This is a genomic window from Candidatus Microthrix subdominans (assembly GCA_016719385.1).
GTDB lineage: Bacteria > Actinomycetota > Acidimicrobiia > Acidimicrobiales > Microtrichaceae > Microthrix > Microthrix subdominans.
The window spans coordinates 884671-911658 of the sequence record JADJZA010000007.1 but is presented as its reverse complement, the minus strand read 5'-3'; the positions used below and the strand labels follow the sequence as shown (position 1 = coordinate 911658).

The following is a 26988-nucleotide window of genomic DNA, read 5'->3' as shown; positions in this document are numbered from 1 at the left end:
GCTCGGCGTCTCGCCAGTCGTGAGCGTCGTCTCGCTGCTCCACCAGCCAGTCCCGCAGCGCCCGGGTCGCCCGCACATCGTCGGCGTTGTAGTCGGCGATCCGGTCGAGCGAGTCCTGGTCACCATTGGCCATGAACTCCTCGTAGGCCACCACGGCCCCAGCGCCCTGCCCGATGTCCTCGCCCCGCTGGTAGCCCGCCAGCACCTCAAGGTGTTTCAGCCCGTACGACTCGACGCCCACCTGCATGCCGTCGCGGATGACGGCCAGCAGGTCGACGAACGCACCGGTGCCCACCAGTTCGTCCAGCAGCACCTCACCTACCCCGTGCTGACGGGCGAGGCGTTCCAGGGTGGACCGCTCGGTGTGGTTGTAGTGGTAGACGTGCATGTCTGGGTAGCGCACACGCCGCTCGGCCAGGTACTCGATCAGCGCCCCGACCTGCGTGCGTTCCTCGGCCAGGTCATGTGCCCAGCGGGCGTGGTAGGTCCAGCCGTCGCCGCCCCGGCTCCGTCTCCCGCCTCGTCGCGGCAGAGCCAGCCAAACAGGAAGAACAGTCCGCCCGAGGGTCGCCAGAACGGGTGGCCCTCGAAGTCGAGAAACACGTCGCCGTCGTCGGGCTTGGGCAGTTGTTCGTACCCCAGCGATCCGGGTGGTCCATCCGCCACGTCGATGAATCGAAACGGCGGCGCCTCGTCGGGCGAGTCGCGGGCGACCCGTTGCAGCTCCGCCTGGATGGACATCTGGGCCAGCCGATCCGGGTCGATGCCTTCCACCTCGGTGCCGGGGCGCGCATCGGCCAGGCCCGCAAGCGTCCCGATGCCGCTCGCTTCCAGCAGCGGGACGTCCATCGTCCGGACGTTGGCCACCAGGTGCACTGCGTCCTCGGAGCGCCAGCAGGCAGCGCACGTCGCTTCGAAGTCGCAGACCTCGCAGTGGTCGCAGGGGACGGGCGTGGTGTCCGCCTTCGCTCCCTCCTCGCTCATCAGCTCGTGGAACCCCGATCGCAGGTGTCGCCAGTACGGCATCACGTCGTCGGTTCGGATCGTCTCGAACTCACCCGACCCCAGCCACAGGTGCATCTGTGCAGGCAGCGTGCCGGTGAGCGCCTCGATCGCCTCGGCGTAGAAGCACAGCTGCAGCACGTGGCCGGGCTTTGCCTCCGAGCGAGCCAACTTGGCGTCGACCGGCTCGTAGCTCACCTGTCCGGTCTTTTCGTCGATCACCCGCAGCACAAAGTCGGCCACGCCGCGAACTCCGTCGTGTGCGAACGGCATCTGGTAAATCACGTCGTGGCCCCCGGCGAACGGGTCGCCGATGCGCTCCACCCAGTCGGCGAAGCTCTCGGTCGGCGCTCGATCGGGGATCTCAAGTATCGACAGCCCCTGCGCCCGATAGGCAGCCAGGCACGCAGCCTCGTGCTCCAATCCCTTGTTGGCCAGCAGCCGGGCGAACGACCCGAACGGCTGGGCGACCGGGGCGATCGCCCCGGACTCCAGCTGGTGTTGCAGCGTGAGGGCGTGCTCGCAGCTCAGCCAGGCAGTGATCTTGGACGGGGTCAGCAGCCGAGCGGTCACCCGAACATCATGACCCGGCTGGGGCGGACCAACACCCTGCTGACCCCAATGCTTGAGAGCCGCTCAACCCTGGGGCGAGGCCGCGTCCAACGGGATTCCCATCACGGCGGCAACGCGAGTGAGGTCACCATCCTGGGCCAGCAAGGTGGCCCCATATCGCAGAGCGATGGCGGCAATCATGCAGTCGACCATCCCTCGTGGAGTAACTCCGGCTCGTCGACACGTCCGGTAGATACGGGCAGCGGCATCGAAGTCGATAACGGCATCGAAGTTGAGCAGATCAAAGCGCCCCAAGAGCCGCCGGATGTCCTGCTCGCGTTCGTCATTTCGCGCGCCAGCAGCCAGTTCCATGATCACCGGCTGAGTGACGCCGAGGGGCTCGCTGGTGGTGATGATGTCGGTCAGCCTGCGATCAACCTCGCTACCTGTGGCCCTATCGAACTCAACCCACGCCGACGTGTCAGCGAGGATCACGCTGCGTCGGCCGGCCCGCTATCGGCTGGCAGCGCATCGAGGGCCTGGGCGCCCCTCATCGCCAGTGCTTCCTCACGGGACATCGGCTGACCGGCAAGATGGCGGAGCGCCAGGTCCACCGCCTCAGTCTTGGTGTTCACGGAGAAGCGATCCATGATCGCCCGAACGTAAACGTCATCGATTTCGATGTTGGTTCGAGTTCGAGCCATACACCTATCCTACACCTCACGTGTAAAGAACGTGTACGACCACCCGCCGGATGGAGTCCTCCTCGGAGCGACCCAGACCGGACAGCTACTGGAAATTGTCTACGTACCGTCCGATACTGAACGCCGAGTTATCCACTCTATGAAGCTGAGGCCGGGCACACAGGCCGATTTCCTATGAGCACCACCACGACCGAACCGACCCGGAAGAATGCGCCGAGGCCGACGCCCGACACCCCGCTGTACCCATACGGCGACTACCTCGCCGATGCTGACGGCTATCTCTACAAGCCCACCGGCGAGCCCGACATCCTCGACGGCAGACACGCCACCATTGCGGCGATTGAGGCCGAGGCCAACGACTACGCCACCCGCCCGCTCTCGGAGTTCACCACCTACGCTGGGAAGTAGCTCTAACCGGCGAGCCCGTCACTCTGGACGGGGTGGGAGCTTCAGGCCAGGCCGAGGTCAGCTTTGACTTCCTCCCAGGCGAGGAACTCGTTCTCGGCTCGGGCCAGCTCGAGTTCGCGTTGATCTACCAAGTCCTCGGCGGCCTCGTCCTGCTCCGAGCCCTCAAGGGTGACGACCTGCTCAAGGGCCTCGACGACGAACCGCTCGACACGGACTGCACGCACTGGGTCATCGATGATGGGTTGTGCGAGTTCATCGAAGTTCTTCGCCATAGAAAGTCGCCTCCTTCGTACAGCCAACGTAGCTGGGGTCAGGCCCCATCTCCTTCCCGGTCACCGCTTCCGCGCCTGCGCAGCTTCCGGCCAGAGAGCTTCCCGGAGAGCTTGCCCGTTGCCGACTTCGCCTGGCTGAAAGTGTCGCCACCGAAGGTCTTCACCGTGCCGATGCCAGCAGCCCCTCGCTCAAAAGTCGTGTCCCAGGTCTCGGAGGCAGCGTGCTTCCACTTTCGGGCCTCGGCCGATTGGAGGGACGCCTCGATCTCAAGCAACCCGTGGAATTCGCCGACGCCCTCGACGACGCTGTTGCTCGCCTTGATGACGGCCGGCGACTGGATCGGGTTGAGCAACACCTTCGAGTTGGCCGTGTTGGCTGCAGCCTCCATGCGAACAAGCAGCCGTTCGGCACTCTCCACGAAGAGGTTCACACGATCCCGTCGGGCAGCCTGCAGACCGATGCGATGCCGGTCGAGCTCGTCCGGCGCCGGCACGCTGGCGTCGTCGGCGTCGCTGACCGCCACCCGTTCGTACTCCAGTCCCTTCATGCGGTGCATCGTCCCCAGTCGAACGCCGGGCTTGCTGGGCAGGTCCTTTTGGGGCAACAGACAGGTGGTCAGCCCGGCCGAGTCCAGCACACCCTTGGCGGCCTCGACCTGCCTGTTCGTGCGGGCCGCCACGCCGATGGCGATCGGATCGACCCCCTCGTCGATCCAGCTGCGCACCTGCTCGACCAGCGCATCAAGCATCTCGGGCCGGGTGCGAAACCCGGCCAACACCGGCTCGGGCCCCGACCGCAAGCTGTGGTAGCCGGCGAAGGAATGCTGGTCGGACCCACCGTCGAGGTCGTCGGCGGTGACGCCCCCATCGGTGACGTTGTTTCAGGCGGTGGTCGACGTCGCCCGCTCGGACAACCCCGAGGCTTCAGTCGAGCACCTGTCACTGGCCCAGAGGTCCTGAGGGCACGTTGCGCAGGTACGGATCCGCACCCCCTGGGGAGAGATCCCGCGGGCATCAACCGGCTGCCCTAAAGAATGAGCAGTTCCGTCGTGATGCCGAGGCGCTTGGCTGCTGGCCAGCATCGATCGGTGGTGACGAGCCGATCTGCGCCTTCCACCTTGGCCGCAGCAATGACCAGAGCGTCCGGGAGCTTGAGCGATTGGTGACGAGCCCGCAGTCCTGCAGCCGTCACCGCTATCTCATCGCCAATCGGAACCGTCCCGATGGGCAAGGTGGCCACCATGTTGCGCACGACCTCAACCGCCTCGGCGCCGCTCCTGGATGGTCCGACCAGAATCTCGGCGAAAACTGAAGCTGACATCGCGAGCGTTTGGTTCTCCGAAAGCGCATCCCCAATCGCCTTGGCTGCCGACCCGTGATGCGCGTCCTCCGCGTTGAGGAACCCGATCAGCACCCCTGCATCCAAGTGGGTCAGTCCCATTCATCCCGCAGCTTGTCGAGCTCGTCGGGTTCGTAGACGCCGGTCAGCGCCCCGGCGAACTCAGCGAGCACATCATCGACTCGCTCGAACGTCACCCGACCGGGCCCATCGGATCGAGCAGCAAGTTGATCGCCAACTGCGAAACCAGCAGAGCGAAACGCTTCAGCGGGAATCGTCACCTGGCGTTGAGAACTCACGCGGGTCGTCCCCTTCCGTCGCTTCTTTACTTCTGCCATGGATCTAAATGTACTCCGTCGACGGGTAGCAGACAACGCAGTCGATGGCTCAGCTGCGGAACCTGCCTGGGGTGCCTGCCCAGGTGATGTAGAGCCGATCGCGGGCGCGTGTGGACCCCACCCACAGCAGGGACTTCTTCAGCTCGCTCGGACGCCACCGGGGTGGCGACCTCCGGCGGTTCTCGACATCCGCCAATGGATGAACTGGGCTTCTCATCCGCAGCAGTCCAACGAATGGGACAGACTCGGGCGCTCGACGGCACCCAGGAGGCCGACGCCGACCACGTAAATGTGACCTGGACCTTCCACCCCGACGATGGGCTACAAGCGGTGTTCACGGCAACCGACTGAATTCAGTCGATCTGCGACAGCCCGAGACGTTGCTGAACCTCGTCAAACGCAGGGATCGTCGCGCCAAGCTCAGCAGCCTTGAGGGCATGCGACCTGGCCTCGGGCTCCGCACCACCGTCGAGGTGAGCCTTGGCCAGGAACGAGTGGCACCACCCCAGTTCCTCATCACCAAGACCAAGCTCATCGATGCCGATCAACCCCCGCTTCAGCATCGGCACAGCCTCAAGCCCGGCGCCCATCATCGCCAGCACGCAACCTCGGGTATCCACGTTGGCATCGCTCGGGTCCTGCGCTACCACCTCGGACGAGAGCCGGTCAGCCTCGCCATATCGCTCAACTAATCCAAACACCGCGATGTAGTACGCCACCGCCCCCTTGAGAAACAGCTGCGTGTGAGCGTCCCAGCACGGAGTCTTTAGCATCTCTGTGGCAGCGGACAGCTTCTCGGCGGGGCTGGAACCATCTTGGGAAAGAACGGCCCACCGCCGCTCGTGTTCGGCCTGAGCCTGAGCCTGAGCCTGAGCCTGAGCCTGAGCCTGAGCCTGAGCCTGAGCCTGAGCCTGAGCCTGAGCCTGAGCCTGGGCGTCGCTGGTTGGGGCCAGAAGGCGGCCAAGGACCATTCCGTCAGACGGCACCTTGTCTCCGAGGCCCGGAATCCGAACCTCGGCAACGGTCAGAGTGGTGAGCAACATCACCATCTGCACCGCCATGGCAACCCATCCGAGTGGGCCGGGACGCCAGATCAGGAGGCCCACCAGCACCAGCAAGTTGGCTGCCGGTCCACCCGTGGCGTGGAGCAGCTTGGAACGTCGATCATCAGATGCAGTCCGTAGATCCGCCAACACAAACCCGCTGCTCGGCCACAAACCCAGGCGCAACTCGGGGTCGTGGGAGTGGATGACGGTTGATGGTCCCGTTCCGATCGACACGGTCCGGACCTTCATATCGCCAAGCCCCGCCCCGATGACGTGGCCGTACTCGTGTGCTGCCAGCGAGAGCCACCGAATCGGTAGGTAAGCAGCAACGATCCATCCAAGTCCTGGCCAGTTCGCCCACCACCCAAACAGTGCAACCAGGATCAATTCTAAGACCAACAGGTGGAGCGTTCCCTGCCACCTCAACGGTCGATCGCTCAGGTCGAGACCCTGGGTACTCATCCGAGGAACCTGCTCGGGGTGCCCGACCAGGTGATGTAGAGCCCGTCGCGAGCGCGGGTGGCCGCCACGTACAGCAGGGACTTCTCCAGCTCCAGGTCCGATGCGTGCTGCACCGGATCGTCGTCTCGCTCGGTCATCGCCCAGCCTGCCGGCACGCTGGCGTCGTCGGCGTCGCTCACCGCCACCCGTTCGTACTCCAGGCCCTTCATGCGGTGCATCGTCCCCAGCCGCACCCCGGGCTTGCTGGGCAGGTCCTTCTGCGGCAACAGGCAGGTGGTCAGCCCGGCCGAGTCCAGCGCACCCTTGGCGGCCTCGACCTGCCTGTTCGTGCGGGCCGCCACGCCAATGGCGATCGGGTCGACCCCCTCGTCAATCCAGGCACGCACCTGCTCGACCAGCGCATCGAGCATCTCGGGGCGGGTGCGAAAGCCGGCCAGCACCGGCTCGGGACCCGACCGCAGGCTGTGGTAGCCGGCGAAGGAGTGCTTGTCGGACCCGCCATCGAGGTCGTCGGCGGTGACGCCCCCATCGGTGCCCAGCATGGCCAGGCTCCACGCCATGATCTCGTGGGTGGTCCGGTAGTTCAGCTTCAGCTTCGCCGAGCGGCCCACCACCTTGATGCCCACCTTCGACAACGACGACCGACGGTCGTAGATCCGCTGGTGGCTGTCGCCCACGATGAACATGTCGTCCGGCGCCTCGGCCACCACCGCCCGCAACAGCCGCCATTGCGCCTCATGCAGGTCCTGGGCCTCGTCCACCACCACGTGCTGGTACGGCTTGGTCGTCCGGGGTTCCAGGTAGCCGGCGGCCGCAGCCGCCAGCTGCAGGTGGGTGCGCCGCCCGGCCTGGTCGAGGCGGCGTTCCAGCTCGTCGATCGCCTTCCACACCTCGGCCCGGCGGCGGCGGTTGAGGGGGATGCCCCGCCCGGCCCGGCTGACGGCGAAGTAGTCGGCGCGACTGCGGCAGTTGTTGGCCAACACCACCTGCTCCCATTCGTTCACCAGGAACGATCCGGAGTACTCGCCGTCCATCGCCCGCTCGGTCACCACTTCGTCGGCAACCTTCTTGCAGTAGTCGTCCTGGGCGACCTTCGGGTCCCGCCCCTCGGCCTCCCGCACCAACGCAAACACCAGCCGGTCCACGTTGATCACGTCCACCCGGCTGACGGCTGCGGGGTCCAACGCCCGCAGGTCGTTCTCGATCGCCTGCGCCAGGTTGCGGGTAAACGTGGTGAACAGGATCGGCTTGCCCAGCGGACTCTCGAGGCGTTCGGCCAGCGCCTTCGCCCGATGGATCGCCACGACGGTCTTGCCGGTGCCCGCCCCGCCGGTCACCCGGGCCGGCCCGCTGTAGCTGTCCCGGTAGGCCAGGTGGCGCTGCGAGGGGTGCAGGAAGATCCGCCACATCGCCAACGGCTGGGCGAGGATGTCAGCCAGTTCGTCCTGCCCCTCAACGACGTGGAAGGCGGCCTGGGAAGCGGGCGCCTCCAAAGCGGCGACCACGTCGTCGGTATCGACCTCCCCGTGGATGGCACCGGCCAGCTCCTGGTAGATGTGGTCGACGTCGTCGGTGCCGGTCAGCGCAATGACCGCCTCGGCCTGGGATGGTGGCAAGAGGCTGAGCAGGCCCTCCAGCTGATCCTCGGAGGTCAGCGCCATCAGCGCCGGCACCACTTCGGCGGTGACACCCAGGTTGGCAAAGTCGCGATCTCGCCGGTGGGCAAACAGCTGGTCACCGGCCGGGTCGGCCTGTTCCTGCACCACGGCGGCCTGCGCTTCGATGGCGGTGAGGTTGACCAGCTCCAGGGCGTTGGTGGCGGCGTTGACCGAGAACTTGTTCTTGGCCATCCACCGCTCGGCCTCGTCGTGGTTGCAGATGCGGGTGAGCACGAAGTGCTCGCCGTCGCCCACGTCCAGCACGATGCCCCGCTGACCATCGTCGATGCGGATGGTCCGAGAGCGGGGGTCGGCCGAGCCGTTGTAGGGCTCCAGGTTGATGCCCTTTGCCTTGCCCAGATCGGCCGGGGTCATCTGGGCGAACTTGGTGACCAGGTCGCCGATGCGCCGCTGCATCCTGTTGGGGAGACGCCCGTAATCGGCGAGGAACGTCGTGGCGAGAGCGAGGGATGCCATCAGCGCTCCCCCACGGCATCGAGCAGCGCATCGTCCGTCCAGCCCGACGCCGGGCGCAGGTCCCACCCATCGGCGCTGACGCCGGCCTGATCTGCGCCGAGCACGCCGATGCGCCGGTCGGGCCAGGCGGCCTCGACGGGTTCGCCCCCAAGCTCGTAGCCGGCCTCAAAGTCGGGGGCGCCCCGCATCAGCATCCTTCTGGTCAGCTCCCGCACGTCCTCATCCTCTACGAGTTCCAGTTCTTCGTTCATCTCCTCGGAGATCGTGACGTCGCCCTGTGACACTCCGTCGGCCGCCACGAGGAGCGCCTCCTCAGGTCCGTCCGGCGCCGCGGCGCCGTCGACGGCGGCAACGCTGCTCGCTGGGTCATCCTCCTGGTCGAGGTTCACCAGCCAGAGCAGGTCGAAGCTCAGGTCCTCCGCCTCGGAGGTGGCGGTGATCAGCGCGTGGCGGCCGGGGCCTCGCATCAGCTGGGCGACGTTGGCCCACTGCACCCAGTCCTGCCACCGGGCTGCGTGGCCCTCGGCCGAAACATCTCGCGCCGAGTCGGGCAGGGCAGCGAGCACCGTCCAGCGCTGGAGCTGCTCACGTCCGGGGCGAGTATCGAGCGCCAGCGCCAGGCTCAGCCCGTTGGGCGTGTCGGCGCGCACTCCGAGCGCAACCTGCGCACCGCCGTCGCCAGCCGGTTGCACCGCCTTCGAACCCCTGGCGGCCCGTCCGAGGAACTCCTCGCCGTCTCCGGCCCCCAACGCCAGCTTCGGCTCGGTCGAAGCGAACATGCCACCGATGCCCGACATGGCCAGCTGGCTCCACTCGTCGAAGTCGGGGCGGGCCATCACGTCCAGCAGCAGCTTCATCGGGTTCTGGTTGAGGTCGTCGACCTCGAAGCGCCCCCGCTGCCCCTGCTGCACCCGGCGGGCCAGGCGCCGGGCCTCGCCGGTGATCAGGTTGCGGGCGGCCGGTTCCGTTGGGGGCGACGCCTCGAATGCCGAGTGGAACGTCTTCACGTCGTTCCACGTCAGGTTCCACACCAGGTCGCCGTTGTCTCGAATCCCCCGCCGCTTCTGCGCGTCGGCGGCGATGTTGTTCACCTCGGGCGAGGCATGAAACTGGTAGCCGTCGAGGAACACCGCAATGTTGGGGGCGCGGGTGTCCAGGCGGCGGATCAGGAAGTCGGGCAGCACGCTGGGTGACGTGCCCAGGCCCTCCTGCTCCTCGATCCGGTAGTGCGTGCGGACGCTGGTCTCCGGGTCGTCGCCGGTCTCCATCCGCAGCTCGAACGCCTTGTAGCGGCCCTGACCGGGCACGTCGGTCAGCGAGGCCCGCGTGTCGGGCAACGATGCCGCCCACGCCCGCAGCGCCGCCTTGAACCGGCGCTCCAGCTCGGACTCCTCGACCGTGCCGATCTCGATGTCGGCCACGGTGGGCACCGATTGGGGGTGCCACACGTCGTCGCCCAGCAGGTCGTCGAGGATCTCCAGGGCCAGGTCCCGGCGGGCCAGCTCGTACTCCCCACGGTCGACCACACCCAGCAGGCAGCGGTGGCACGCCTGGCGGCCCTCGGTGACGCACGGGCAGCGGGCGATGACGTCCCGGCCCCGTTCCAGGATGGTGCGCACCCGGTCGGGTTCGGCCAGCCGGGCCAGGTAGCCGGTGCCGCCGGGCACCGCATCGAACAGCATCAGGTAGCGGCGGCGCCCCTGCCCGGCCCGGTTGGGCGCATCGGTCAGCGCCACCTCCAGGTGGCTGGGGTCCCCGCCAAAGTCGGCCCGCAGCCCCAGCAGCAGCGCCCCCTTGAACGACGCCAGGCGTTCGGACACCTCAAACATCGACACCGGCAACAGCATGCGGATCGACTCGGTGGTCAGCTCGTGGAACAGCACCACGTCGTCCCACTGCTCGTTCTTGGCGCCCGAGCGCACCTTGCACCAGCCCTCGTGCAGCCGCTCGCTCGGGGTGTTCTTCGACCGGTCCCGCACCTCACGCACCGCCCCGCAGTGGGCGCACACGGTAAAGCCGGTGACGTGATGGTCGTGCCCGGCGATGTGGCGCTTCTCGCCGCTGCGGTGAGCGAAGCCCAAGTTGATCGTGCGGAAGTGCGTGCCGGCGGCAAACTCGGCGCCGAACGCCTGGTTGGCCAGCGCCCAGGCGCCCTCCACGTGGTGGGGGTCGACGTCGACGGCCAGCAGCGAGTCGTACTGCTCGCGCCGCCGGTCGTCGGTCTCGTCGTACACCCGGGCGGATTCCTCGGAGCCCGAGGCCATCGACCGCTTCAGGCGCAGCATGCGGTGGATGGCGCCGGTGTCGGCGATGCGGCGCCCCTTGCAGCGCAGGCACTCGGCGGGCGGCTCGCCCTCGTCGATGCAGCCGTATCCGCAGTCGGGGCACAGCCGCCACTGCTCGTGGGCGGGCAAGTCGGCGGTGCCGATCTCGAGGGCGTCGATCACGTGGCGGTGCCCGGCGGCGTAGAAGCTGTTGCCGGGCGCCAGCTCGGTGATCGCCCGGCGCCCGGGCCGCTGGTACTCGACCATCGTCGTCTCGTAGTCGCCGTCGTCGTCGCGGGCCCACGTGGTGGCCGACAGGGTGATCGAGTCGTCCATCAGCATGAAGTTGGGCAGCACGCTCAGGCGTTCCAGCGCGCTCAGCGTGTACTCCTCGCGATGCTGCCTGGCCAGCAGCGCCAGCGCCGAGCGCTGCCCGCGCAGGTCGGCCAGCTCTCGGGAGGCCTCGTCGCTGGGCAGCGCCTCCCCCTCCAGCTTGTCGGCGGCGTTGGTCAGCCGCTGCAACCGAAGCCGCAGGTCGGCGGCGTGTTCCTGCCACGTTCCGGCCGCCTCCTTCAGCATCAGCTCGATGCCGGCACCGGCAAAGTCGCGCAGCGCCGCCACGCTGCGATCGCTCAACGTGCTCCGCCGGTCGGCGTCGTCGAACAACCCCAGAAAGGCTTCGACGTGGGCGGGCGTTCCGATCGAGGCGTCGATCACCGCCCGCAAAAACGAGCCCACATCGACGCCGGCCTTCATCAGCTGGCCGATCTGGCGGGGCAGCTTCGGGGCGACGATGGTGCCGTCCGCGATGCGGTCGATCAGGTAGGCCACGTACTGGCGCTGCAGGATCTCGAGGGCGTCGAGGTAGCAGTTGGGCGGCCGCACGTCGCCGGCCAGCATCGCCTCGGGGTCGGCCAGGTAGTAGAGGCCGTGGGTGTCGGTGGGGACGAACGTGGTGATCAGCGAGTTGCCGCTGGCCCGTCCCGAGCGACCCACCCGCTGGATGTAGCTGGCCGGGTTGCGGGGCACCGAGGTGAGCATCACCGACGACAGGTCGCCGATGTCGATGCCCATCTCCAGGGTGGGCGTGGCGGTCAGCACGTTGGGGGCGTCCGCAGCGGTGCCGGCCTTGAACGCAGCCTCCAGGTCCTCCCGGGGCGCCCGGCGCAGCAGCCCGGTGTGTTCGCCGGTGACCACCCGGGTGACGTTTCCGCCCCGGTACAGGTCGCGGTAGTAGTTGACCTCCCGCGGCTCCAGCGCCTCGAAGCGCCCGCTGCACCGGTAGCGCAGGCACGGTGTGCCCTCCCATGCCTCCAGCTGCGACGGCGGGGCGACGTGCAGGTGACCGCAGAAACCGCAGCGCACGGTGCTGGCGGTCAGCGGGGCCTCCTCGTCGTCGGCAACATCGCCGATCCTCACCATGCGGCGGTCGAGCCCGTAGATCGTGTGGCCGGATCCAGTCCAGGCGACCACCGTGTCGGTCTCGTTGGCCAGCAGCTTCATGGTGAGCAGGTTGAGCTCCCGTCCCAGCGCGGGCGCCACGCCCAGGCTGCGGACCGCCCAGTCGACCACCCAGGTTGGGGTGGCGCTCAGCGAGCTGAGCGAATCCAGGGTGCCCTTCGGACTGGTGGTGAAGAACGTCGGGCGGCCCCGGTCGCTGGTGAAGGGCGGCAGACCATCGGGACGGCCACCCCAGATAAACCAGGTGTCCCCGCCGTTGTCGAGGTACTGGGTCAGCAGCGGGTGCATCAGCCCGCCCTTCAGCCGCAGCCGCTCCAATAACCCCCGCACATAGGTGACCGCCGCCAGCGGGTCGATCGCTTCGCCGGACACGCGTTGGGCCTCCTCGGCCACCAGCGACGCCCAGTCGTCGATGTCGGGCAGCGTCACCGCAGCGGCCGCCGCCCGCGACAGCTCCAGCGTTCGACCCACCCGCGCCCGCAGCCCAAACTCCAGGTCGACCTCGAAGCCCAGCCTCGCCGCCAGCAGCTCGTGTGCCCGAGGCTTGGGGGCATCGGTCCACACCGTGCGCACCACCGGGTGGCGCAGCAGGTCGGGTGGCACCAGCGAGAACACCTCCCGGGGGGTGGTGGCCTCGTCGAGCAACGTCTCGCCCAACTCGGCCAGCGACATCTCGCCGTCATCGATCAGCGCCCGGCTCATCAGCGCCCGCAGGTTGAAGCGGTGCGTGCGACCACCAAAGAACGAGGCCCGGTGGGAGGCGTCCTGCACCGAGTCGGTGAAGGCCAGCAGCTTCCGCTCCTGGCTCTCCAGGTGGTTGGAACCAAACAGCGTGTTGATCGACACCGACGCCAGGCTGGCCACCCGCAACCCGAGAAACCGAATGGCGTCGCGTTCCTTACAACCAGGGCAGCGGCCGGCCCGGGCGTCGTCCTCGCCGCCGGTCACCAACACCGGCAGGGCGTCCTCGGACCGGGTGTCGCTCAAGGTGTGGTCGATGGGCGAGAACCAGCGGACCGCTTCATCGTCGGGATGCCCAACCAACATCGTTCGAGCCAGCGGCGAGCCCTGCACCGAACTCCGGTAGATGTGGCCGGCGTTGGTGCTCAGCGCATCGCTGGTCTCCGAGGCGATGGCCATCCAGCCCGACATGCCGCATTGACGGCAGTACGTCGAGGGCAGCTCCAGCGTGTCTCCGCCCTCCGCATCATCCTCCGATACCGGAGCGGACGAGTCCCGCCACCGGAACGACGGCTTCGCTTGCACCTTCCGCAACAGACGCGACACCTCACGGATCCACAGCTGAATCTCCACGCTGAACAACGGGGTCAGCCTGGCGCCGCGACGCCGGCGGGCCATCGATAGCAGCCACAAGAACTGCGCCAGCGCCTGCTCGGCCCGCAGCGGCTCGTTTTGGTGGGTTCTGCCCCAATTGGGCGCACGGAACACGATCTCCTTGACCGCTTCGGGCCACGAACGGGGGCGCTCCCCCACCGCCGACAGCACGGCCCACGTCAGCGGGTGGGCCAGCAGCCGCTTCCCCAGCCGAACCCTGGCATCGTCGTCAGTCCCCAGAGCCGACCAATCGCCACCCTCATCCGTCGACGCACAGAAGGCGTTGGCCACGTCCTCCAGTTCGGTGAGCCCCAGCACGTCGTCCACGTCCGGGATCGGCAGCTCGTAATTCACCGGCTCGCAGGCCTCGTCGACGCTTTGGCGGCTCTCGCCGATCACCGACTCGGGTGGAAACTCCACCCCAAACACCTTCCCGGCGAACTCGGCCAGCTCAGCACCAGCCGAGGCCCCGGCGCCAAGCGTCGCCGAGGTGGCCACCGGCGTAGCGTTGCCAAGCGGGCGCCCAGGCTCTGCGGCCCCGAGCGTGGCGCCCAACCGACGGAGCAGCATGGCCACGTCGGTGCCCTGGGCCCCGTCGTAGGTGTGGAACTCGTCCAGCACCACGTACTGCAACGTGTCGGGATCGTTCCCAGCCCAAAGTTCCCTGTCGTCGTTGCGCAGCAACAGGAAGTCCAACATCTTGTAGTTGGTCATCAAGATGTCCGGTGGGTCGGCCCGGATCGCTTCCCGCTTGTCGATCACATTGTCCGGGCCCATCGTCGAGTTGCGGCCCGCCTCCCCCACATACAGCCCGGCGGTCAACCCGGCCAGCCGTCTTTCGCTGGCGATCAGGCTGGCGATGCGCCCAGCCTGGTCGGAGGCCAGGGCGTTCATTGGGTACAGAATCAGCGCTTTGATGCCCCGACGGCCCTCGTCGCGCATCCGAGCGCAGTGATCCAGAACCGGGTACAAGAAGCACTCGGTCTTACCCGACCCTGTGCCGGTCGTCACCAAGGTCGGTTCCGGTTGACGCCCACCAACGCTGCTCAGCCGCTCAAATGACGCCGCCTGGTGCGCGTATGGGACGAAGTCATCCGGAAGCCACTCCAGAGGGATCGTCCAGCGGTCTTCAACATGCTGAAACGGAGTGCGCACCGACAGGTACGGACCCCGGAAGATCCCATCGCCAGCTTCGGTCAGAAACTCCGAGAGCGCGTCCCGCGTCTCGTCGTCGCTCAACGCAAACGTGGTGGCCAGATACTCGACCAGCGCCTGACGAACTTCAGAGACCACCAACGACGGAATCATCGAAACCCTTCAGCGTCGGCACGATGTTGGGCGACTCTTGCCGCGTGCCGTTCTAACGTAACGGTATCCACCTTCAATAGAGTCCTAGCTCACCACAATCTGTTCCGGCACTGGCCAAGCTACCCCACGCAAGCTTTCTCATACCTAAGATCTATAAACTGCCATGACCGTCCGTCCAGCCAACAAACAAAACCCAAAACAGTTGAGAGGAGACTCTCAGCTGCCCCATCCCCTAAACGCAATATTTGATCCTGAAAACTGACGTCCAGCTCTGCAAACGCTTCAACAAGCTCTCTTTGATTGCCCTGCTGCCTACGTGACAGTTTTCCCGCCCCATGAACAAGAGCATTGCGCACTTGGACCCAGGCCTTGAAAGCCTCGATGTTACCAAACTCGCTGACATCCACATCACACCACTCGCGCCAACCATCGTAGAGACCATCCCAGCTCGCACTAGCTCTGGCCTTTGCGTGAACCCAGCTGTCAGCGCCATTGACTGCAGGTGTCCCAGGGCGTTCTACCGACTCAAACAATCTAACCTTTGCGAAATCTTCCGCCACACCAAGCACCATCGGCACTAGGAATGCCTGGATGTTGTGCACCTCGGGTGGGCCCATAGCGCTAGTCGAGATCCTCAATCCGGCCGGATTCGATCCAACTCGTCCAAGCAGTGCAGAACCGATATGTAGTCGGTGGACCACTTCCTCAGCCTGAGAGGACAGCAGCCCACGACGTAGTCTCAGTGTCCGGGCTGATGGCATCCTACACTTGCCTCCCCAGCGAAAAATCAAAACACTGAAGCTCGTCGAAATTATACTTCAGAATCTGATCCAAAACGTAGCCCTCACCTCGGAGCGCACGCATTCTCCTGTCGTTATCTTTCTTCGCAAGAAAGGCTACGGACGCTGCTATCTCCGGCTGCGATGCAACATCGACTTTGTCAAACATCGCTGCCACATCTGCGATGTCGATGATTCGATGTTGCGCCGCAGCCACAGCCCCTAAGGATGCCACAGACGACGTTCCAGCGTTCAATGCCCTAAGGACGAAAGACCTAGTAGCCCCGCCGATGTTCTCAACACTGGCGACCGCCTTCAACAACCACATAGTCTGCCACGAGCCGTAACCACTATTAGAAGATCCCACAAGTCGCTCCACAGCCGCTGCGCCAATGGGGTTATTCTCTTTACCGGCAGCACTGACGAAGGATGAAATCGGCTCGGACAACTGCGGCTCACTGTGCCAGAGCTCCACCAAAATGTTGATATCAGCGTACTCCCCTGGCAAGACGGCGAGGACCGCCAAAGCCCTACGCACTAAATCTAGTTGGAGACGGGATGCGAGCCGATCATCTGCTCCAATGGCACGATGCTGAGACCAGTTAGCCAAAGCAGCGCGCGCCGCCTTGGCCATTGCGGGCCATTCCCCAGGATCAACGAAAATCATACCGTCAAGGGAACGGTAAATCGAGTCCCCGATCAATGGGCTAACATCCTTCCGACCTGCAAGCTTTGCCCACTCCTCATCAGGCCTAGCAATCCAGTTCTTATAAAACGCTGAACCGAAGATGAACGTTTTATTATCATTGAGCGAGAGCCCAAGCCGGGCAAGCTCGATAGTGATTTCTTCCAGTGCATCCAATGACTCACGGTAAGATGAGCAGACGAATCGAAAATCGTCATTGAACCGTACGACGTCATAACCCTTTCTAAGGAGACGCCTTTCTGCTACGCTCACGACGAGCTCAGATATAAAGTCGGACACTTCAGAAAACTGAGGGAGGCCGACCGATCCCCTCATCATTCCTTGCAAGGCTTCGTTAAGTACCAACGCCACTTCCAACTGACCTGTCAATCCAACTATCTGATCGACCACGTCAGCGTGTCGCACACCCTGATAAAAATTGTGCACGTCACAAGACACAACATACTTTCCACCGGTGGAGTTTGCGGGATACTCTCTGAATTGACTTAGAGCGATCCAAGACCGATCTAAGGCCGGTAGCCCGGGCCCTGAAATTAGGGTGGAAAGGGCTCGGAAGCCTAACCGAGCCAAGAAGTCAAGGCGGCTGAGAGGTCGGAAGTGGGTGTCGGACTTGTTGGCCATCACCACCTCCCTGCCTCGACCTCCCAACCCCTTTATCAGATGTTTGCGTAAGTGAGGTGCCGCCCCGTCCGGGTCCCACCTCAAAGCATGCTCCAATGTGGCTTGCGGAAACCCTTCAAGCGGTTGACGCAATTCATGACGCAAGACGTTGTCGAAGTCGCACAAATTCATCAGTTCTTTAGGGAACATCAAGTGACACCTCCTTTGAGGGTTGGTTGGCCAATTTGAATCGGCGCGACTTCAGGCACACATACCACCTCCTGCGTGGACAGCAGTGAGGCACCGCACCGCTTGAACCATCTGTTCTTCGCGAAAGGCCCGCCGGAATGGCGGGGCGTAGTGGCCTAGCCAGTCGACTGACGCGGGGTCGGCGTCGTACTGCTCGTAGAGCTTCCAGAGGTTGGTCCACTCCTTGGGGAGGTCGCCCGCCTTGGCCTGGTCTTGGAGTTGGCTCTGGCGGAATCCGGCGCTCTGGTGGTACCCACAGATCTTCCGACCCTCGGCGTCGAAAACCATCTTGTGTTCGTACTTCCGGAGCACGGCGAACTGAGTGCGATACATGGCGCAGAGCTGATCGGCGGACAATCCGAGCATGAGTGCCGCCAGCGCGTCGATCTCAACGAGCGCCTGCCAGCGGTCCTGGTCCCGTCGGAGTGGCATGTCCATGGTCCACTTCGGACCGATGTCTCCGAGTTCCACTCGAGTGAGCGATGAGTCCAACCACTCGTCTTGCTGCCAAGCGGGATCGAAGAGTTCCTCCCACAGCGCGGCGTAGTCGGCCGTCAGGCAGTTCAGCCGAAGGGTGCGGAGCAGCAGCGCCCGCGACCCGGCCGCCTCAGTTGGGAAGGGAAAGCGTTGGAGGTAGGTATCGAAGAGGTTGACGGTGCCAGAGATCTTGGCGAGGTAGTCAAGTGGAAGCGCCGAGCACAGCCCTGCCCACGCGACGACCTCGCTGTTGGTCAGGAAGACAGTCGATTGCACGCCGTTGATGTGGAGCGGTCCCGGAAGGGAAATGGCAGCGTGAAGAGAGCGTTCGAGACCTGGCTGAGTCATCAATCGGTGAATGACTCGCCACATCGAGGTGACTGGGACGCCATCCCACGAAGGCTGTTCACCCTCGTAAGTGGCCAGATCGCAGTCCCGTTGGTAGTTCGTTCGCGGAGTGACCCGTTCGGGCAACGCCTCCAGATCCCACTCGCTGTAGTCCTGATTGTGCTTACAGTTCTCGTTGGGCTGCTTGTTGAAGGGGTTCGCCACAGAGAAGTGCGGTCCTTGCAGGATGACCTCGTCCCAGGAACCCGGCACTGCGCTGTCCCAACGAATGATGCCGTCCGTCTTGGCACTCTTCTCGTGCCATCCAGTCGTCCAGCGGTAGTCGTGGTCAGCGAGCCGCTTTGGCTGGTTGGACAACACCGTCAGCGCTTCGAGGTCAGCATCGGTCACCGGCCGGAGCAGCCGCGCCTCCGCCGGTGGCGTGCCTGGCTCATCGAACAGTTGCGCCCAGCTCGTGAGCACCTGCACATCGATCGTGACGATCCGCGAGCTATGAGGTCGGAGGTCCCATCCTCCACCAGCGTGCTGAATGCCTGGAGATTCGCCGTTGCTGTCATGACCGAGAGACCGGTCAAGCGTGTCAGGGTGGAACAAGTACGAAGCTTGCGCGAACCGGATCGCTTCAGAGGCTCCGTAGACATGGATCCCGAACACGGTCTTGTGGTTGATGTCCTCAAACAAGAAGACCTCGTTGATGAACTGCCAATGCCGGCGGAGTCGCTCAAAGGTGGCGCGTCGAAGCTGGCCAGCGTTGGGATCGACAAAGTGGCTCTCTGGGTGGATGAGACCTGTGATTCCTTCGTCCGCAGAATTGCGCCAAGCAGTATCCATGAAGGTCATGTAGAGGTTGGTATGCACCCCGGCCAATTCGGCCCGTACGACTGGAGAGCCCAGAATCTCCCCGACCCCTTCGGAGGATGCCACCTCCAACAGATACCGAGCCTGTGCCCCTGTAGCGGCAAGGTTCTGCGACCTACGTCGACGCTGTTCGGCCGACGATGACCGGTCAGTGATTCCCCACCATGGATCGATTTCGGCCAGAACAAGATCCTCGTACCATCGCGGCCGCACCCAAGGCGGATTACCGACTTGGAGGTCGAAGCCTCCGCCCTGCTGAAAGACGGGAGCGAACTCCAGGTCCCAGTGCCAGGCACCCTCACGGCGGGCGGCGCCGACGGCCACATCCAGCCATGGGTGCTGCTGCTTCAGTTCGGCGACGGAGGTTTGGTTGCGCTTCTCGGACTCCTCGGCATCGAGCAGTTGGGCCAGGTCATCGAAGAGGTCGAGTTGGCCTTCTAGTCCGTGTCGCTCGTCGGGACGGATCAGCTCCTCGGCTATTTGGAGCCACTGCTCCCAATTCGGTGGGCTCTGGCCGGTGTCGAGGGGCCAGAACCACAATCCAACCCAGGCGTCCATCAGCGTCCGCAATCGGCCCAGCGGTGAGTCGGGATCGGTGAGGGCCTTCTCCGCTTGAGCACGACTGGTGCCGGGCTCGCGTTCGGCGATGGTGGCGCCGTAGACATCAATCGGTCGCCTCAGCCCCTGCTGGGTGAGGCGGATGCGCTCGGTTGCTTGGGCCCACATGGCCTCTACCCCGGCGGCCAGCGCTTCAAGTCGTTTGGCGTGCGCTGGTTGGGGAGCCTTCAAGATGGTGGCGCGCCAGGTTTTGAGGCGCTTGGCTTCGTCTTCCCGCAGCTCCTTGGCCTCCTTGCGGTCGGCCACCGCCGCCCAGCCGTGGCCGGGCAGCAGAAAGTGATGGATGTGGCTGTCGGCGAGCGGCTCGGACAGCTTGCGATCCACCGGGGCTGCACGTGCCCCTTGCGGGTCTCGGCCCACGGGCGGTGCTTCAGCTGGTCGGCGTTCCAGGTGGCCCGGCGACATCCGATGAGGCTGTTGCCCTGGCGCAGTTGCAGGCCGAACCACGGGGCCTTCAACCCGGGGTGCATGGCGTTGAGCCACAGGCTGACCTCGGCCAGCTCGACCGCTGTGGCGTTGAGATCCACCCCGTAGCTCTGGTGCAGGGCGAAGTGCGCCTTCACCCGCTGGAGTTCGCGGAGGTAGGCGTCGGGATCGAGGGACTCCCCCAGCTCGGCCTGGCGGCGCTTCAGGTACTCGGCTGCCAGCTGGTTGATCGCCTCGTTGAGGAACGCCCCGGAGCCCAGGGCCGGCTCGCAGATGGTGAGGTCGAGCAGCTCGGTGGCCTCGGTGATCTGGGCGCTGCCGCCCTCGGGGGCGTAGTCGTCGGTGCCCAACAGCTCGGCCAGGGCGTGCTTGACCACGCAGCGGGTGAGCACCTCGGGCGTGTAGTAGCTGGCGGAACGCTGCCGGTCGCGCCCCGACAGGCGGAACACGAAGCTGCCCTTGGCGTGACGCACCCGCACGGGACGGCCGGTGTTGGGGTCCTCGGTGGTGACGAACACGTTGTCGGGGTAGCCGTCGGCGTCGTCGACGGGCAGCATCCACGTGCCACCCTCGGGGTCGCCGCCCTTGGCCACCTCGAACAGGTCACCGGTGGCGAGGAACCCGCTATAGGCCATCAACCCCTCGTACACCGCACCCAGCTGGTTGATGCCCAGCTGGGCATAGGAGATGAACCCGGCCGAGTCGCTCTTGCGTTTGCCGGTGGACAGCATCAGCTTGCGCAGCACCTGCTGGAGGGCCTCGTTGCGCAGGGTGACACCGTCGAGCAGCTCGGTTGATTTGGTGTCGAAGAGCTGGGCGTCCAACCCGGGGAACTGCAGGTAAAGCTCCTCGGACCGGTCCGCAACGTTGGCGTCGTCGACGAACATCTGCTGTTCGGCGTGTTCTTGGTGGTAGCCCTCGTTGACCAGCTCGAACAGGGCGGTGAGCGACTGGTTGAGGTGGCTGCCCGCTCTGGCGTGTCCGGTGTCGAGATCGACCAGGCACAACTCGCGCAGCCGGTCGAGGCTGTAGCCCTCCTGGTAGGCCTCGTCGTTCACGGGCACGATGCCCAGCTCCGGACGGGACTCCGCATAGAGCAACACCAACAACCGGTACAGGTAACGCAGGCACTGGGTGGTGAGCACCTTGGCGTCCACCCGGTTGGGGCCCTCATACACCGCCTTGTTGCTGGTGAGACGCTGGACGATGACCTCGTTGGCCAGGATCTCGATGCTCTCCCGGATACCGGACCGCAGCTCCTTGGACACCCCCACGGCGTGCTTGTGTGACTTCTCGACCAGATCGTCAAGCGCACTCTGGGCGCCGTCGCCATCGGCGCCGCCGGGGAGGAGCGCGTCGGCGGAGAACAATGCGGCGATCGTCTCCAGCTCGCCCCTGGCCTTGGTGTCGTTGCGCTCGAGGGCGGCGTCGAGGTCGACCGCCAGATACCGGCCCTCAGCCCACTTCGCCCGCTCGGCCAGGAGCGCGATGCGGCCCCCGAGCACTAGGACGAACCGTGGCGGCTCGTCTATGGCGAACAGTTCGCCGACTGCGTCGGCTGCTGTGGTGATCTGCTTCTTGTCGCCACGGCGCTGGCCCGGTTCGAGGAGGAGCCCGGCGGACTGCTGTTCCGCCTCTTCGCCGGCCGCTTGGGTCGACTCGTCGTCGAACAGGTCGTCGGCCGAATCAGCCAGGCCGGCGTCGAGCGCGACCAGCCACAGGCCCGTGCCGGTTTCGGCCTTGGCCGCCACCAGCAGGGTGAGGGTGTCGGTGGTGTTGCGGACCAGATCGAGAGTCTCGCGCTGTGGAGTGAACCCGAGCGCCTTCAGCACGACGTCGTTGAGACTGCGGATCGCCTCCGACGCCCGGTCGCCTGTGGCTTCGCTTGCCGTTGCCCGCGCTGCGAAGAACCCGCTCCCTGAGCCGCGCAGAGTGCTACGAGCCGACGGCTCGCTCTTGCCCTCCGCCTCATCCCACGCTTTACGCAGATCACCCAGGTCGCCCCCAATGACAGCGTCCAGATAGTGATTCGAGAAGAACTCACCCCGGTTGGTGATCGACGAAAACGTCACCGACTCACGCCCACCTGTGCCAAGACACACGGCGCCGCAGCGCCGTTGACGGCTGGGCTCCACTGGACGACCGGGGCGCGAACAAACACCATCCCATTGTGGCCCATCCTGTTCAGCGTCGCCCCACCGCCGCGTTCCCCCTATTCATCAGGCTTCTGGTCGGACTTGCGCGCTTCGAACTCTTACCGAACACCCGGCCCAGTTCTGTTCAACTCTCCACGCCGGCCTCGACGGCTCCCAAAGCCCGCTCCACTGGAAAACGCGCTACGACTATTCGGTGTCCCGGAGAACTCCTCGCGCTACGGATGCGGTCACCACCCGTTGCCTTGATGGAAGGGAGGTCATCCCGTCACGCCCGCAAGTCCAACTTGTCAACTGGCGGTGCCGCCGCTAGCCGATGATCACAGGGCTCGTAGCCGATAGCGACTGCTCGTTCGTACTGTCGCGATCGCCGTCCCCCTCCCAGGACGGTGGGTTACTCATCAGCAGGCGGCTGGTAGTAAGGCACCGAGGCATCACGTTCAATACCTCCCCTAATTCCCCCGTATTCGAATCCGAGGCGCACTGCGATTCGCTCGACTACCTCAGCGTCCTGGCTGAGCGGCAAATGAGGCACCGCTTTTCTCACTACTGCTTCATGGCACAACGCTGCCATGACCCGAGTGCCCAGCCCTTGCCCCTGGAGGTCAGGCTTGGTCACGACCATACAAGGCCATCCAAATCGTCCATTTTCGTCCTCTGTGAACTCGACGTGCGCAAAACCCACGTCCTCGCCGCGAAACGTGATCAAGTAGTTGACTCGCGAATCCGAGTCATAAAGTAGAGACTTGACCACCGCTTCTTGGTCGTACGAGGCCTTTCCCAACCGCTGCACCTCTGGTGCGCTCGCCAAGTGACGCACTATGCCCTCGTCGGCCGCAGCCCGAATGCGCCGGATCACGGACTGCAAGGGCTGGGTAATCGCAAGGCCGCTGGGGACCCGGTCATCCCACGCAGACGAGGTCAAACTGACAATCCGGCCTTTGACTTCGCACTTCACAGCCGGATCTCGCCCAAATCCGACCCTTGCCCAGCTCAGTTCTGGGTCAACCCCATGTATCGCCAGCCGTTGAAGTTGGCCGAGCTTCGCTAGTTCTCGCCCGGCGCTGTCAACGCTTGCCACATCTCGAGCACGGTTCACCAGATAGTTGAGGGACATCTCTTCCGCAATGGTTGCTGCGTCATCAACCTCGTCCCGAGAGCCGTCAGGAATGGCAGCCTTGAAAGCGCCGCTGGTCGATCCCAGGTGGTATTCGACCTCATCGTCCCGAAACGCGTCCGTTACGCACCAGAGACCTCGCCATAAGACCCCCGAGTGGAATCGCCATCTGCTCAACGGCTCCTCGGCGAAGATCCCAGTCAGGCCCTCCAAGCTCACTCTGAGCGCAGGACGGCGAGTACGTGATTCACTCCCTGGCACTTCGTCGTTCATAGTTCCCCCGAGGCTCTGACCCAGCCACCCGAATTCCTGCTGGGTTACTTTTTGACGACTTTTTGATGCTCTTATGCTGCACTTGGTGCTACCCTACCGGTAGACGAACAGCACATCAAGCACCACGAGAGGACACCATGGACACTCAGAGTCAACTTCAGGCGGTCGGCACAAAGTTGAGGGAGCCGGGCGAGGTCCGTCGCATCACGGTCAAGCTGACCCCCGATGCGTACGACTCCGTGCGCGAGACAGCCGATGCCCTTGAGCTGTCGCTCACTTCATTAATCAGGCAGTCAATCGCTATGTTCCGATTCTTCGCCGTAGAGCACAAGAACTCTCAGGTGTTCATCAAGGAGGATGGGGAGACCCGGGAAGTTATACTTTTCAATGCGCGATGACTCCTCCGAGCGCGACGGTCTACTCCTAGGAGTTGAAGACGTCGAGACCGATGTCATCACCAGCGATGACATCGGCGGGTCGGCAGCAGCGCGAATAGTTGACCAGCGACCGGTCAGGCAATGGCGCCTGGCCATCGCTCTGCTCACAGTGATCGCGCTCGAAGCGATTCTCCTGATCGTGGCTGTGATGCTCAAGCGTCTAGTCGCCCAAGACGCAGTTGCCCTCGCGGGGATCCTAATTACCCCCTTGGTAACTCTTTTAGGCGCAGCCTTTGCCTTCTACTACCGAGACGAGGAGTTGCGCTGACTCAGGGCCTACTATTTCCATTCTCGGGCCGGCCCACCTGCACGACCGGTAGACGGACCAGCTGGTTGCCTCCTATGAGAATCGATTGGACTCGTCGAACGGTTTTCGAACAGATGGCGTTGGTGCTACAGCACTCTCTGAGTCCCCGACTTGTCGGCACACGAGCGGAAGAGGCCAGCTTGATCTACCGGTAGCTCGGTCCCACCATGACGGCGAGCACTCGAATGAGCGGGTCGCCCTGGGTGTGCATCGACTCGATAAGCCGAGTGGTGTCGGAGCGGACGCCATCGATGCCCCGAACCCGTTGGGCGCGGCGGTGCTCCACCAGGTCCATCGCCAACTGCTCGGAGCGAACCTCCCAGGCACGTAGGCGCTCCTGCGGGGCGGCGAGCGTCTCGGCAAGCTCGGCTTCGTAGAGGTCGCGGCGAACCTGGAGTTCGTTACGTACCTGCTCGATCACGTCGCCCAACTGATCCTGGAGCACCTCGACGTCGATGGGTGTGCCGGGGTTGGCCATGTCGGCGTCGACGTTCGCCCGTTCGAGCACCTCGAACAGGTCGGCGATCACCGGCGTGCCGAGGTGCTCGGTGACGGCCATCCACTCCACAAGCTGCGGGTGACCACGCCCGTTGGAGTACATGCCCTGCACGCAGAACACGGGCTCGTCCACATCTGCGACGATGATCGGCGCCTCGTTACGACCCACCGTGGCCAGCACCTTGTCGACCAGCCAGTCGCCAAACGGATGCAGCGGTGCGAGGAAGCCCACGTCGGGCCAGCCCGAATCGGTGGACTCCCGGGCCTTGACCAGCTGCGCGTTGGCCAGGGTTTCGTTGCCGGTGAGCTTCAGCCGCTCGGCCACCCGCTGCTCGGCCAGGTAGGAGCGGGGCAGGGCCCTCATCCGGGCGATCAAGTCCTTGGGCGGCACCAACGACAGGAACGTCTCGTCGCCCGGATCCCGACGGAGACCCATGGTGGTATCGGCATCGTCGAAGGCCTGACGGAGCGCTTCGTCGACGAACGCCGAGTCGCTCTCGAACAGGCTGGGCGGCCGGTGCACGGGCACCGCCTGGGTGCCGGTGGCGCCCGACAGCACCGCCATCAGGTCGAAGTCATTCTGTGGTTCGGCCGGGATGGCCAGGTCGGGATCGACGCCGGCCTGCAGGCTGGCCATCACCGCCTCCTCCTCCAGTGCCTCGGTGTGCACGCCCAGCAGCGACGACGACTCGCCAAACGCCCGATGGGCCTCGTCCTCACGCTGAAGCAGCTTGGTGAAGATGCGCACGTCGCCGTGGAGGTGGGGGTGATCGGGATTGAGTAGCAGTGCCCGCACGTCGGGGGCGCGGTGCTGTCCGTAGCGGTCGATGCGGCCGTTGCGCTGCTCGATGGTGATGAGCGACCAGGGCAGATCGAAATGGATCAGGTGGTGGCACTGGCGGTGCAGGTTGACGCCCTCGGAGGCCATGTCGCCGGTGAGCAGCATTTTCACGCCCGACTCGGCCAAGCCGAACTCGGAGATGACGTCCATCTGCTTCACATCGGCCATGCCGCCGTGCAGCACCCGGACGTCTTTGTCCTTCAGCTTGAGTGCCTTGGGCACGGTGGCGGCCAGCCAGTCGAGCGTGGCGATGCGCTCGGAGAACACGACCACCCGGGTGTTGCTGCGGGGGCCGACTCCGATCTCTCGCAACTGCTCGATCAGCGCCGTCAGCTTGGAGGCACTGTGGTCGTCGATGGCGGCGTTCAGCTCGCCCAGGCGTTCGAGCGCCGCATCCTCCGCCTTGGTGTTCTCGGCGCCGCTCGCTTGGTCGACGGTCTCCCGCTTGGCGAGGGTGTTGCGGCGGGCGGTGATCGTCTCGCCCAGCGCCCGGTGCGACGACAGCGCCGCCTTGAAGAGCGTCCACGGAAACAGGGAGCGGCCCTTGCCCGACGTTGGGGCCATGCCCGACGTCGGGTGGATCCAGGTGTCGGCCAGCTCGGTGAACATGGCGTTCTCGGCGTCCGAGGCCTCGATGAGCAGCGGCTTGGGTTCGAGGCGGTCGGCCCAGTCGGCCCGCACTTCGGCGGCCACCTCGTCGTGGGCCTTGTGGCGCCGGACGTAGAGGTGGTCGATGTCGGCCGACTCGATGCTGGTCGGGTCGGCGATGGCGGTGGGATCGAGCAGGCGGATCAGCTCGGCGAAGCTCTCGGGGTCGCCGTTGTGCGGGGTGGCGCTGGTGAGCAGCAGCGCCTCGGTGCGGGGGGCCAGCACCCGGGCCAGCTGGTTGTTGAGGGTGCCCCGGTTGACCAGGTTGTGGCACTCGTCGATGACCACCGCATCCCAGTGGATGCCCTCGAGGTGGTGGCGGTAGCGGCCGGCGTTCTTCAGGGTGTCGATCGAGATGATCGCCCGGCGGTAGTAGCTGAACGGGTTGCGGTTGGCGGGGATCTCCCGGCGCACCCTGGCGATGCCGTCGGAGTCGAGGCGCACGAGCGGGATGGCGAAGCGGGTCCACAGCTCGTGCTGGAACTGCTCGAGGATGTGGCGGGGCGTGACCACCAGGATCTTGTCGCCCCGGCCCCGGCGGATCAGCTCGGCGAGGATCAGGCCCACCTCCAGCGTCTTGCCCAGGCCGACCGCATCGGCGATCAGCAGGCGGGGACGCAACCCGGCGATGGCCTTATGGGCGGCCCGGCGCTGAAAGTCGAGGCGGTCGAGCAGGTGCCGGTCGGCCAGGGCCAGGCCGGTCTGGTTGGCCGGCACCGGCGTCTTGCGCAGCACCGCCTCCAGGTACAGGCGCGATGCCCGGAACTGCGGAGAGTCGTCCGCCGTCAGCTTCGTCTCCTCCGGGCGGAGGGGCGTGATGTTGTCCAGCTTGGTGAGGAACGTCGCCTCGGTGTCGCGCACCAGCGTGGAGGTGCCCACACAGCGCACCCGCATGCCGTCAGCCGGGGTCTGGGCGATGGCCCGCACCAGCCACTCCTCATCGCGAACCACCACCTGGGCGCCGGGGGCGATCAACGACAGCGACTTGTCGGGGGTGGCGACGGGCATCGGCGGGGTTCCTCCGTGG

Annotated in this window: 19 protein-coding genes; 3 read left to right on the top strand and 16 right to left on the bottom strand. The window is 65.2% G+C overall.

Annotated elements, in window-relative coordinates; translation table 11 throughout:
• From IPN02_14370 to IPN02_14355, 4 genes are all read right to left on the bottom strand, one after another.
• On the bottom strand, positions 1-403 hold a 403-nt coding region (locus IPN02_14370), incomplete at its 3' end, for a TM0106 family RecB-like putative nuclease (protein ID MBK9297989.1).
• 23 nt (positions 404-426) lie between these two features.
• The gene (locus IPN02_14365) at positions 427-1575 is read right to left on the bottom strand and encodes a PD-(D/E)XK nuclease family protein (protein ID MBK9297988.1); all 1149 of its coding nucleotides are present in this window, start codon (positions 1573-1575) and stop codon (positions 427-429) included.
• Positions 1576-1638: 63 nt separating this feature from the next.
• Positions 1639-2049, bottom strand: a complete 411-nt coding sequence (locus IPN02_14360; protein ID MBK9297987.1) for a PIN domain nuclease — start codon at positions 2047-2049, stop codon at positions 1639-1641.
• Positions 2046-2258 carry a type II toxin-antitoxin system VapB family antitoxin gene (locus IPN02_14355; protein ID MBK9297986.1) on the bottom strand — a complete coding sequence of 71 codons (213 nt, stop codon included), beginning with the start codon at positions 2256-2258 and terminating at the stop codon, positions 2046-2048. Before IPN02_14355 ends, IPN02_14360 begins: the two co-directional genes overlap by 4 nt.
• 174 nt (positions 2259-2432) lie before the next feature.
• On the opposite strand from IPN02_14355, the gene IPN02_14350 reads away from it, so the two are divergent.
• A complete protein-coding gene (locus IPN02_14350) occupies positions 2433-2666 on the top strand; it encodes a hypothetical protein (GenBank protein ID MBK9297985.1) in 234 nt (77 codons plus the stop codon).
• A 41-nt stretch (positions 2667-2707) separates the two neighbouring features.
• Here the strand turns inward: IPN02_14350 and IPN02_14345 are convergent, their stop codons facing one another.
• The 11 genes from IPN02_14345 to IPN02_14295 form a co-directional block, all read right to left on the bottom strand.
• Entirely contained in the window at positions 2708-2938 is a 231-nt protein-coding gene (locus IPN02_14345) for a type II toxin-antitoxin system Phd/YefM family antitoxin (GenBank protein ID MBK9297984.1), read from the bottom strand.
• A gap of 38 nt (positions 2939-2976) precedes the next feature.
• Positions 2977-3687, bottom strand: coding sequence for a hypothetical protein (locus IPN02_14340; GenBank protein ID MBK9297983.1), 711 nt, complete (start codon positions 3685-3687; stop codon positions 2977-2979).
• Between the two features lie 278 nt (positions 3688-3965).
• Entirely contained in the window at positions 3966-4352 is a 387-nt protein-coding gene (locus IPN02_14335) for a type II toxin-antitoxin system VapC family toxin (GenBank protein MBK9297982.1), read from the bottom strand.
• Between the two features lie 17 nt (positions 4353-4369).
• Complete coding sequence (locus IPN02_14330) at positions 4370-4576, bottom strand: hypothetical protein (protein ID MBK9297981.1); 207 nt, start codon at positions 4574-4576, stop codon at positions 4370-4372.
• 392 nt (positions 4577-4968) lie between these two features.
• Positions 4969-5676 (bottom strand): hypothetical protein, encoded by a 708-nt coding sequence (locus tag IPN02_14325; GenBank protein ID MBK9297980.1) that lies wholly within the window; start codon positions 5674-5676, stop codon positions 4969-4971.
• A 443-nt stretch (positions 5677-6119) separates the two neighbouring features.
• Positions 6120-8258 carry a DEAD/DEAH box helicase gene (locus tag IPN02_14320; GenBank protein ID MBK9297979.1) on the bottom strand — a complete coding sequence of 713 codons (2139 nt, stop codon included), beginning with the start codon at positions 8256-8258 and terminating at the stop codon, positions 6120-6122.
• Positions 8258-14611, bottom strand: a complete 6354-nt coding sequence (locus IPN02_14315; GenBank protein ID MBK9297978.1) for a DEAD/DEAH box helicase — start codon at positions 14609-14611, stop codon at positions 8258-8260. The genes IPN02_14320 and IPN02_14315 overlap by 1 nt, the downstream gene beginning before the upstream one ends.
• A gap of 134 nt (positions 14612-14745) precedes the next feature.
• Positions 14746-15243 (bottom strand): hypothetical protein, encoded by a 498-nt coding sequence (locus IPN02_14310; protein MBK9297977.1) that lies wholly within the window; start codon positions 15241-15243, stop codon positions 14746-14748.
• A 145-nt stretch (positions 15244-15388) separates the two neighbouring features.
• Entirely contained in the window at positions 15389-16921 is a 1533-nt protein-coding gene (locus IPN02_14305) for an RNA-directed DNA polymerase (GenBank protein MBK9297976.1), read from the bottom strand.
• A 51-nt stretch (positions 16922-16972) separates the two neighbouring features.
• Positions 16973-19585, bottom strand: a complete 2613-nt coding sequence (locus IPN02_14300) for a restriction endonuclease subunit M (GenBank protein MBK9297975.1) — start codon at positions 19583-19585, stop codon at positions 16973-16975.
• 2649 nt (positions 19586-22234) lie between these two features.
• Positions 22235-23230 (bottom strand): GNAT family N-acetyltransferase, encoded by a 996-nt coding sequence (locus IPN02_14295; protein MBK9297974.1) that lies wholly within the window; start codon positions 23228-23230, stop codon positions 22235-22237.
• A gap of 137 nt (positions 23231-23367) precedes the next feature.
• Between IPN02_14295 and IPN02_14290 the strand changes: the two genes are divergently transcribed.
• Positions 23368-23628 carry a hypothetical protein gene (locus tag IPN02_14290; GenBank protein ID MBK9297973.1) on the top strand — a complete coding sequence of 87 codons (261 nt, stop codon included), beginning with the start codon at positions 23368-23370 and terminating at the stop codon, positions 23626-23628.
• Entirely contained in the window at positions 23618-23935 is a 318-nt protein-coding gene (locus IPN02_14285) for a hypothetical protein (protein MBK9297972.1), read from the top strand. Before IPN02_14290 ends, IPN02_14285 begins: the two co-directional genes overlap by 11 nt.
• 184 nt (positions 23936-24119) lie before the next feature.
• Here IPN02_14285 and IPN02_14280 read toward each other — a convergent pair whose 3' ends face one another.
• Positions 24120-26969, bottom strand: a complete 2850-nt coding sequence (locus IPN02_14280) for a DEAD/DEAH box helicase (GenBank protein MBK9297971.1) — start codon at positions 26967-26969, stop codon at positions 24120-24122.
• Between the last annotated feature and the right edge of the window lie 19 nt (positions 26970-26988).

Bases quoted from the DNA above. Each gene is read 5' to 3' on its own strand.
- IPN02_14355 (MBK9297986.1), bottom strand. From the start codon at position 2,258: ATGGCTCGAACTCGAACCAACATCGAAATCGATGACGTTTACGTTCGG.
- IPN02_14325 (MBK9297980.1), bottom strand. From the start codon at position 5,676: ATGGCGGTGCAGATGGTGATGTTGCTCACCACTCTGACCGTTGCCGAG.
- IPN02_14345 (MBK9297984.1), bottom strand. From the start codon at position 2,938: ATGGCGAAGAACTTCGATGAACTCGCACAACCCATCATCGATGACCCA.
- IPN02_14350 (MBK9297985.1), top strand. From the start codon at position 2,433: ATGAGCACCACCACGACCGAACCGACCCGGAAGAATGCGCCGAGGCCG.
- IPN02_14295 (MBK9297974.1), bottom strand. From the start codon at position 23,230: ATGAACGACGAAGTGCCAGGGAGTGAATCACGTACTCGCCGTCCTGCG.
- IPN02_14290 (MBK9297973.1), top strand. From the start codon at position 23,368: ATGGACACTCAGAGTCAACTTCAGGCGGTCGGCACAAAGTTGAGGGAG.
- IPN02_14285 (MBK9297972.1), top strand. From the start codon at position 23,618: ATGCGCGATGACTCCTCCGAGCGCGACGGTCTACTCCTAGGAGTTGAA.
- IPN02_14320 (MBK9297979.1), bottom strand. From the start codon at position 8,258: ATGGCATCCCTCGCTCTCGCCACGACGTTCCTCGCCGATTACGGGCGT.
- IPN02_14280 (MBK9297971.1), bottom strand. From the start codon at position 26,969: ATGCCCGTCGCCACCCCCGACAAGTCGCTGTCGTTGATCGCCCCCGGC.
- IPN02_14310 (MBK9297977.1), bottom strand. From the start codon at position 15,243: ATGGGCCCACCCGAGGTGCACAACATCCAGGCATTCCTAGTGCCGATG.
- IPN02_14340 (MBK9297983.1), bottom strand. From the start codon at position 3,687: ATGCTTGATGCGCTGGTCGAGCAGGTGCGCAGCTGGATCGACGAGGGG.
- IPN02_14305 (MBK9297976.1), bottom strand. From the start codon at position 16,921: ATGTTCCCTAAAGAACTGATGAATTTGTGCGACTTCGACAACGTCTTG.